General features: G+C 73.2%; 4 protein-coding genes. 3 read left to right on the top strand and 1 reads right to left on the bottom strand.

The annotated features are described in order from the left end of the window. The 3 genes from ABT154_RS28585 to ABT154_RS28575 all read left to right on the top strand — a co-directional run. Positions 1-6115, top strand: a 6115-nt coding sequence (locus tag ABT154_RS28585) for a non-ribosomal peptide synthetase (protein WP_351860470.1), incomplete at its 5' end; no start/stop codon positions are given. A gap of 145 nt (positions 6116-6260) precedes the next feature. Next, a complete protein-coding gene (locus ABT154_RS28580; RefSeq protein ID WP_351860468.1) occupies positions 6261-7343 on the top strand; it encodes a flavin-containing monooxygenase in 1083 nt (360 codons plus the stop codon). Continuing rightward, positions 7340-7786 carry a hypothetical protein gene (locus ABT154_RS28575; protein WP_351860467.1) on the top strand — a complete coding sequence of 149 codons (447 nt, stop codon included), beginning with the start codon at positions 7340-7342 and terminating at the stop codon, positions 7784-7786. The genes ABT154_RS28580 and ABT154_RS28575 overlap by 4 nt, the downstream gene beginning before the upstream one ends. 145 nt (positions 7787-7931) lie before the next feature. Here ABT154_RS28575 and ABT154_RS28570 read toward each other — a convergent pair whose 3' ends face one another. Then, positions 7932-9593, bottom strand: coding sequence for a long-chain fatty acid--CoA ligase (locus tag ABT154_RS28570; protein ID WP_351860465.1), 1662 nt, complete (start codon positions 9591-9593; stop codon positions 7932-7934). Positions 9594-9637 lie beyond the last annotated feature (44 nt).

Raw genomic sequence — 9637 nt, 5'->3', positions numbered from 1 at the left:
CGTCGTCGCCGGCGGACTGACCCTCGAGGACGGCGCCCGCGTCGTCGCCCTCCGCTCCAAGGCACTCCGCGTCCTCTCCGGCGGCGGCGGCATGGGCTGGGTGGCCGTCCCGGAGTCCCGGGCGGAGGAACTGCTGGCCCCGTGGGACGGGCGGATCTCGGTCGCGGCCGTGAACGGCCCGAACTCGACCGTGGTCGCCGGACAGCCCGAGGCGCTGGAGGAGCTGCTCAGCCAGTGCGAGGCCTCGGGGGTGTGGGCCCGCCGGATCCCGGTGGACTACGCCTCCCACTCCGCGCACGTCGAGGAGATCCGGGACACCCTCGCGCACGAGCTGGCCGGCGTCGCCCCGCGCTCGGGCCGGATCGCGTTCCACTCCACGGTGACCGGCGGTGTGCTCGACACGGCCGAGCTGGACGGGGCCTACTGGTTCCGCAACCTCCGCAGCAAGGTGCGGCTCGCCGAGGTCGTGGAGCGACTGGCCACACCGCAGACGGTGTTCGTCGAGGTCAGCGCGCATCCCGTCCTCGTCCAGGGTGTCTCGGAGACGCTGGGCGACCGGGGCGCGGCGGTCGGCACGCTCCGCCGCGACAAGGGCGGTCTTGAGCGGTTCGTGGAGTCCGCCGCCGAGGCCTGGTCGCACGGTGTCGCGGTGGACTGGCCGACGGTCCTCGCCCCGTACGGCGCCCACACCGTCGAGCTGCCCTCGTACCCCTTCCAGCGCAGCCACTTCTGGCTGGACACCACACCCGCCGCCGCCGCCCCGCAGGGCGCGTCCCGTCCTGCGGCCGAACTTGCGTCACCCGTGGACCTGTTGGGCGTACGGCTTCCGTCGTCGCCGCTCGCTCAGGCGCAGTTCGCCCCCCGGTTCGACCCGGTGGCGCACCCCTGCCTCGGTGACCATGTGGTCGGCGGTCGGCCGGTGGTCAGCGCCGGTGTGTTCGTGGAGTCGCTGATCGAGGCGGTCACCGAACTCGCGGGGCCGGGCCCGGTCACCGTCGAGGACCTGGACGTGCCCGTCGACCTGGTGCTGGACCCGGTCGGAACCGACCGGTCTCCGGACGGCGAGCACGACGCCCAACTCGTCGTGAACGACGGCACGTTCCGCTACTACGCCCAGGACTCGGCCGGCGGCTGGCAGCTGCACGCGCAGGGGCGGGTCAGGTCGGGCGCGTGCGCCGCGCCCACGGTGACGCTCGCCCCGGTCGGTTCGGGCCGCGAGCTGACCGGCGACGAGCTGTACCGGCTGCTGTGGCGGCGCGCCCTCTACCTCGGCTCCGCCGCCCGCTGGGTGGAGCGACTGCGCCTGGGCCGGGGTGAGGCCACCGCGGAGCTGCGGGCCGCCGTGCCCGGCGAGGCAGACCCGTATCTGATCCACCCCGGGCTCGTCGACGCGATGTTCCAGACCGCGCTGGCCTGCTTCCCCACGGACGGTCCGGCGCTCGTGCCGGTCGGCCTGGAGCGCTTCGTCCACTACCAGCGCAGCGGCCCCCTGGACCTGCTGCGATGTCACGCCGAACTGTTCGACGACGGCACGCGGGCCCGCATCCGGCTCGTCGGCGCGCACGGCAGGCTGGTCGCCGAGGCGGACGGCGTGAGGTTCGCCCCCGCTCTGACCCGCCCGGCGGCGGGCCCCGGCGCGGGACCCATGGGCGTACGGGAGGCCGTGGCCGCACCCGTATCCGCGACGGCGGTGCCGCCCGCAGCGCGCGGGCGGGTCGCGGTCCCGAAGGCGGAGAGCCCGGCTCCCGCCCCGGCGGCGAGCATGGACCCGGCCGTTGACGCGGCCCCCACGCCCGAGGCGGTACGGGCCCTCGTGACCCGTACCGTCGCCCAGGCGCTGGGCACCACGGCGTCCCGGCTCGACGCCGGGCAGTCCCTGCAGGCGCTCGGTCTGGACTCGTTGATCGCGATGAAGATCCGGACGACGCTGAACCAGGAGTTCGACGTCCTGCTGCCGATGACGGCGTTCCTCAACGGCCGGAGCACCGAGGACATCGCCAAGGACGTGCTCGCCACGCTCGGGACCGAGGCCGAAACGCCTTCGGAGACGGGTGAGGGGGCCGAGAGCCCACAGGCCGACGGCCCGGCCGAAGCGGCCGACGACGCCGGGCGCTACGAGCCCTTCGCCCTGACCGACCTCCAGCAGGCCTATCTGGTGGGCCGTGGCGACGCCTTCGAACTCGGCAACACCTCCACCTACTTCCAGATCGAGATCGACCTGGAGAACGTGGACCTCGACCGGCTCGGTGCCTCCCTCCGGGCGATGATCGAGCGGCACGACATGCTGCGGGCGGTCTTCACCGCCGAGGGCGAGCAGCGGGTACTGCGTGAGGTCCCGGCGTACGTGATCCGCGAGACGGACGTCTCCGCGCTGGACGCCGCCGGGCGCGAGGCCGCGCTCACCGCCGTCCACGAGGAGATGCGGCACCAGGTGTTCGACACCGCCCGCTGGCCGCTGTTCGACGTGCGGGTGACCCGGACCGACGAGCGGACGATCCGGCTGCACGCCGGCTTCGACGCCCTCGTCATCGACGGGTTCAGCACATCGATCCTGTTCAAGGAGTGGGCCGCGCACTACCGGGGCGAGACGCTGCCCGAACTGGAGTTGCGCTACCGGGACTACGTACGAGAGGCCCGCGCCCAGGAGACCGGACCCGAGTACGACCGGGCGCTCGCCTACTGGCGGGACCGGCTCGACACCCTGCCGCTCGCGCCCCAACTGCCGCTGGCGGTAAGCCCGTCGAGTCTGGAGCAGCCGGTGTTCACCCACCGGGGCGCGACGCTCCCGGAGGAGGACTGGACCCGGTTCAAGCGGCATGCGGCGACAGCCGGGGTCAGCCCCTCCGCCGCCCTGTGCACCGCGTACGCGCAGGTGATCGCGGAGTGGAGCGCCACGCCCGACTTCTCGCTGAACCTGCTCTACTTCAACCGGATGCCGCTGCACCCGCAGGTCGGTGATGTCATCGGCAACTTCTCCACCACGCTGATGCTGGAGATCCGCGACTCGGCCGACGACGCGTTCGCCGCCCGCGCCTCCGACGTCCAGAGCCGGCTGTGGAGCGACATGGAGCACAGCCAGGTCAGCGGCGTCCAGGTGCTGAGGGAGCTGAACCGGGCCCGCGGCGGCTCGGTGCGGGCCGCCGCACCGGTCGTCTTCACCAGCCTGGTGAACTTCGCGGGGCAGCAGGACACCGAGCGGCGCGGAGTCGTGCAGTATCTGGCCGGCCTCGGTGAGAACGGCCGCCAGGTGAGCAGTTCGGTGCGTACCCCGCAGGTGTGGCTGGACCACCAGGCGGTCGAGGAGGCCGGTGAGCTGGTCCTCAACTGGGACGTGATCGAGGAGCTGTTCCCGGCGGGCTGTGTCGACGCCATGTTCGACGCCTACGTGCGGATGCTGCACGAGCTGTCCCGGGACCCCTCGGCCTGGCAGCGCCCGAGGCCGGCGCTCCTGCCGGCCGCCGACCTGGACGTACGGGCCGAGGCCAACGCCACCGACGGGCCCGTGCCCGACGGGCTGCTGCACGACGCGGTGCTCGCCCGGGCAGCGGCCACGCCCGACGCGCCCGCCGTCATCTCGCGGGCGCTGACCCTGTCGTACGCGGACCTCGACCGCAGGTCCAACCAGGTGGCGCACGCGCTGCGCGCCCGGGGAGCCGGCCCCGGCGACCTGGTGGCGATCGTGATGGACAAGGGCTGGGAGCAGGTCGTCGCGGCCCTCGGGATCCTGCGGGCCGGGGCGGCGTACGTCCCGATCGACGCCCGGGTGCCGGTCGAGCGGCTGCACGTCCTGCTCGGCAGTGCCGGGATCGGCCGGGTCGTCACCCAGCCGTGGGTGGAGGACACGGCGGACTGGCCGGAGGGCGTGGCCAGGACCGTGGTGCGGACCGACGACGCGGGTGAGGAGCGTCCGCTCGGAAAGTCCGGTGCCAAGCCGTCCGACCTCGCGTACGTGATCTTCACTTCGGGCTCCACCGGGCTGCCCAAGGGCGTGATGATCGAGCACGGCGCGGCCCTGAACACGATCGTCGACGTCAACGAGCGCTACGGCGTCACGGCGGCGGACCGGGCCCTCGGCCTCTCCGCGATGCACTTCGACCTGTCGGTGTACGACGTGTTCGGTCTGCTGTCGGTGGGCGGCGCCCTGGTGCTGCCGGAACCGGCGGCGCACCGCGAGCCCGCCCGCTGGGCGGAGCTGGTCGCCGAGCACGGGGTGACCGTCTGGAACAGCGTGCCCGCGCTGATGGAGATGTTCACCGAGCACGCCCTCGCGAACGGGCTCACCGGGCTGCCGGTGCGGCTCGTCATGATGAGCGGGGACTGGATCCCGGTGACCCTGCCGGGCCGGATACGGCTCCTGCTGCCGGACGCCGGGCTGTGGAGCCTCGGCGGCGCCACGGAGGCGTCGATCTGGTCGATCCTGCACCCCATCGGGGAGGTCGACGACGACTGCGTGAGCATTCCGTACGGCAAGGCGATGCGTAACCAGCGCTTCCATGTGCTCGACGGCGCCATGCGGCCCTGCCCCGTGTGGGTGCCCGGCGACCTCTACATCGCCGGGGTCGGGCTGGCCCGTGGCTATCTCAACGACGAGACCAAGACCCGCGCCGCGTTCCTGCACCACCCGGTGACCGGTGAGCGCCTCTACCGCACCGGTGACCTGGGGCGCTTCCTGCCGGACGGCTCCATCGAGTTCCTCGGCCGGCAGGACTCCCAGGTGAAGATCCAGGGCTATCGCATCGAGCTGGGCGAGGTCGAGGCCGCTCTCACCCAGTGCGAGGGGGTGCGGTGCGCCGCGGTCGTCGCGGCGGGCGAGCAGCACGGGCCCAAGCGGCTGATCGCGTACGTCGTCCTCGACGAGGGGCGCGAGGACAGCGAGCAGCAGGTCATCGAGGCGCTGCGCGAGGTCGTCCCGCCGCATCTGGTGCCGCAGCGCGTCCTCGTCCTGGACGAGCTGCCGCTCAGCGACAACGGGAAGGTCAACCGGGCGGCGCTGCCCGCGCCCGACGAGGTCGCGGTCGAGGGCGCCGGGTTCGTCGCCCCCCGCGACGAGGTGGAACGTCGGCTGGCGGAGATCTGGTCGGAGTTCTTCGGTCTGACCGAGATCGGGGTGACGGCGAGCTTCTTCGACCTCGGCGGGGACTCGCTGCTCGCGGTACGGCTGATGGCCAGGATCGCCCGCGGTCTGGGCCGCAGCCTGCCGCTGTCCAGCCTCTTCGCCCGGCCCACCATCGAGCTGCTCGCCCGGGCGGTTCGGGAGGCCGGCAGCGGCGAGGAGGGGCGGACGGCACTGGTGCCGGTGCGCACCACCGGTTCGCGGACTCCGCTGGTCTTCGTCCACCCGGTCGGCGGTGACGTGCTCTGCTACGCGGAACTCGCCGAACTCCTCGGCGAGGAGCAGCCGTTCTACGCCCTCCAGCTGCCGGACGCCCCGCTGTCGAGCGTCACGGACATGGCCGCCCACTACGTCTCGGCGGTCCGCGAGGCGCTGCCGGAGGGCCCGTACCGGCTCGGCGGCTGGTCGATGGGCGGGGTGATCGCCCTGGAGATGGCGGCCCAGCTCACCGCGGCGGGTGCCGAGGTGGAACTGCTCGCCGTGATCGACCTGATGGTGGATCCGGGACCGGCCGGGGGGACGCCCGTCTCCGACGAGGTGCTGCTGTCCTGGTTCGCCCGGGACCTGGCGGGGCTGGCCGGGGTGAGCTGGGAGCTGCCGCCCGAGGCCTTCGACGGCCGCCCCCCGGTGGAGGTGCTGCACACGGAGGCACGTGCCGCCGGGGCGCTGTCCGAGGACATCGACCTCGGGACGCTGAGCCGTATCGCCGACCGGTTCCGGAGCAACTACCGGGCCCTGCTGAGCCACACGCCCAGCGGCTTCGCCGGGCGGGTGCTGTCCCTGCGCGCGGCGGACGGCGGCGCGACGCCCGAGACGGCGGCCCGCTGGATGGAGCTCTTCCCCGGCGACGCCACGCTCGTCGACGTGCCCGGCGACCACTACACGGTGATGCGCGGCGAGCGGCTGCGCGTCCTGGCCGGTGAGCTGCGCCGGGCACTGGACGGCGACCCGGACGCCGCCGTGACCGGCGCGGGGTCCCACCGGGCCGTCGACGCCCACTGATCCGAACCGGCCGGGCCGCCTCGCAAGCGGCCCGGCCGGACCCCGCGGGGCCGGTCGTGCCGGCCTCGCGGGTCCAGGTCCAAGAAACGAGGACGAACGGAATGCGAATAGATCAGGCCGACCGGAACAGCGCCGGAGCGGGCCGATGAGCGCCCTGCCGGCCGACGTGCCGGTCGCCGTCATCGGAGCGGGCCAGTCCGGCCTCGCCGCCGCGTACCACCTGCGGCAGGCGGGCGTACGGTGTGTGGTCCTCGACGCGGGGAGCGAGGTCGGGGAGACCTGGCGACGGCGCTGGGACTCGCTGACGCTGTTCACGTCGGCGCAGTTCTCCGGGCTGCCGGGCCTGCCCTTCCCCGGCGAGGGAGCGCACTACCCCGGCAAGGACGAGGTGGTGGCGTATCTGCGGGACTACGTCGAGCGGTTCGACCTTCCGGTCCTCACCGACCAGCGGGTGCTGTCGCTGCGCGCCGACGGTGACGGCTATCTGCTGACCACCGCGCACGGCGTGTGCCGTGCCGGCCAGGTCGTGATCGCGACCGGCCCGTTCGGCACGCCCCGGCTGCCGGAGTTCGCCGCCGGGCTGAGCCCGGACGTGCCCACCCTGCACACCAGCGAGTACCGGAGCCCCGCCCAGGTGCCGTCCGGCACCGTGGTGGTCGTCGGCGACGGCAACTCGGGGCGGCAGATAGCCGCGGAGCTGGCCGGGACCCACAGTGTGGTGCTCAGTTGCAGCGACAAGGTCTCGCCGCCGCTGCCGCAGACCGTCCTCGGGCGGGACATGTTCTGGTGGATGAGCGTCATCGGTGTGATGAGCCTCCCGGTGAACATGCGGGCGCCCGACCCGATCGTGGGCGACCGGGTGCCCGAACTGGCCGCGGCGGGCGAGCTGCGGACGGTGGGCCGGATCACGGCGGCCGAGGGCGCCGAGCTGGTCGCCGCGGACGGCGAGCGGGTCAAGCCGTCCACGGTGATCTGGGCGACCGGCTTCCGCACCGACTGGAGCTGGCTCGACCCGGAGATGCTGGACGAGTCCGGGCAGCCCCGGCAGACGGAGGGCCTGGGGGCGTCGCCCGGCAGCCACTACCTGGGGCTGTACCGGATGCGTACCCGTGGCTCGGCACTGATCGGCTTCGTCGGCCGGGACGCCGAGCACGTCGCGGCGGCCGTCGTCTCCGCCGCCCGCAGCACCACGACCACCTCCCCCACGGCAGAAGGTGAGCCGTCATGACCACCGACATCGACACCGCCACCGAGATCAATGAACTCGACGTCCTGGGCGCCCTGTTGGCGTTCGACTTCATCGGGTTCGCGCAGAAGTCCGCCTCCCTCGATCCCACCGGGGCGCACTACGGGAAGGCGGTGGGGGCCGCCTTCGGGATCGCGGTCCGGCAGCGCTTCCCGCGGGGCGCGACGGGGCAGGAGATCGACGGGTACGTCGCGGAGTTCCTCGGCTCCCTCGAGGCGGGCGCGGAGGACTTCGACGCGGCGGTCCTCGGGCGGCTGTTCACCGACGGTCTGAACGCGGGCTCGGCGCCGGGTGAGCACCTGGATCCCGAGCGGACGATGCAGGCCCGTCTCGTCCTGACGCTCCGGCTGGTACGGGAGCTGGGCCTCGGCCCCGACGGGCAGCGGGAGCTGCTGGCGGAGGCGGCGCGCCTCACGGCTGCCTGAGGCGTACGGGGAACGGCTGGGCGTGCGGGGGCCCCGGGGCGATCCGGGGCCGTACGGGAATCGGCTGGGCGTACGGAGGCGCCCCGGCGAACCCGGGGCCCCCGGTGAGCGGCGCCCCGGGTGGTCCGGGGCGCCGCTCGGCCGCTCACTCCGTGGGCGGCGCCTGCCCGTCGGGCTCACCCGGGACCCAGACGTCCAGTGCCCCTTCCGCGTGCAGCGCCCGTACCGCCCGCTTGTCGTACTTGCCGACGCTGGTCTTGGGTACGGCGTCCACGAACGACCAGCGCTCGGGCACCCACCAGCGGGCCACCCGCCCGGTGAGGAACGCCCGTAGCCCGTCGCCGTCGACGTCGGCTCCCGGCACCAACGACACACAGGCCAGGGGTCGTTCCTCCCAGCGGGGGTCGGGCACGCCGACCACGATCGCCTCCAGGACGGCGGGGTGCTCGATGATCGCGTTCTCCAGCTCGATGGTGGAGATCCACTCGCCGCCGCTCTTGATGCCGTCCTTGAGGCGGTCGCTGACCACCACCCAGCCGCCCGGCTCGATCACTCCCAGGTCGCCGGTGCGCAGCCAGCCGTCGTGGAACTTCTCCGGGGACTCCTCGGTGTTGAAGTACGACCCGGTGACCCAGGGTCCCCGCAGCTCCAGTTCGCCCACGGAGGTGCCGTCCCAGGGCTGTTCGGTGCCGTCCTCCGCGATCAGCCGCGCCTGGACGAAGGGCATGACCCGGCCGCTCTTGGCCAGCCAGCCGACCTCGTCCTCGTCCGGGGTGTCGTGCGGGGGGACCGCGAAGGTGGCCAGGGGGCTGGTCTCGGTCAGGCCCCAGCCCTGCTTGAGACGGACCCCGTAGCGTTCCTTGAGCCGGGTGAGCAGGGCGCGCGGCGGGGTCGCGCCGCCGCAGCCCGCGAGTCTTACGGCGCTCAGGTCGAGCGGGTGGCGCTCGCCGTGGTGCACGAGGCTGTTCCAGATGGTGCAGATCGCCGCGACCGCGGTGGGCCGCTCCTCGTTGATGATGCGGGCGAGGTCGGGGGTGTGGAGCTGCCGGCCGTTCATGATGAGGTCGGAGCCCGCCAGCCAGGCGGAGTACGGCCAGCCCCAGGCGTTGGCGTGGAACATCGGCACGATCGGCAGCACCCGGTCGCCGTCGTGCATGGCGAAGCCCGAACCGCCCGAGACGCCGAGGGTGTGGAGGACGATGGAGCGGTGACTGTAGGCCACGCCCTTGGGGTTGCCGGTGGTGCCGGTGGTGTAGCAGAGGGCCGCCGCGTCCCGCTCGTCCAGGTCGGGCCAGTCGAAGCCGGGGCGCTCGGCGGCGAGCAGCGCGTGCCAGTCGTGCACGGCGATGTGCGCGGGCAGGTCCGGTTCCGGCGCGTCACCGATGACGACCAGGTGGCGTACGCTCCCCAGCCGGTCGCGCAGGGGGACGAGCATGTCGAGCAGGGTGGCGTCGACGAGGAGGACGGCGTCCTCGGCGTGCTCGACGACATAGCCCAACTGGTCGTGGTGGAGGCGGAGGTTGAGGGTGTGCAGTACGGCGCCCATGCTGGGTACGGCGAGGTAGGCCACCAGGTGTTCGGGGGTGTTCCAGGCGAGGGTGGCGACCCGCTCGCCGGTCCGCACACCCAACCGGGCCAGTGCGGAGGCCAGTTGTCCGGCCTGTCCGGCGATGTCGGCGAAGGTCTGCGTGGACCGGGCGGCAGGCCCGTCGGCGCAGCGCACCACCCGGCTGTCCCCGTAGACGCGCCGACCGTGGGTGAGGATGTCACGGACGAGCAGTTCCCGGTCCTGCATCGTGCTCTTCATGGTGCGGCTCCCTGAAGGTGCGCGGCGAGAAGGACGGCGTACGA

Origin of the sequence: Streptomyces sp. NPDC001728 (assembly GCF_040297565.1) — a bacterium.
Lineage (GTDB): Bacteria > Actinomycetota > Actinomycetes > Streptomycetales > Streptomycetaceae > Streptomyces.
This window is presented reverse-complemented; position numbering and strand designations above follow the sequence as displayed.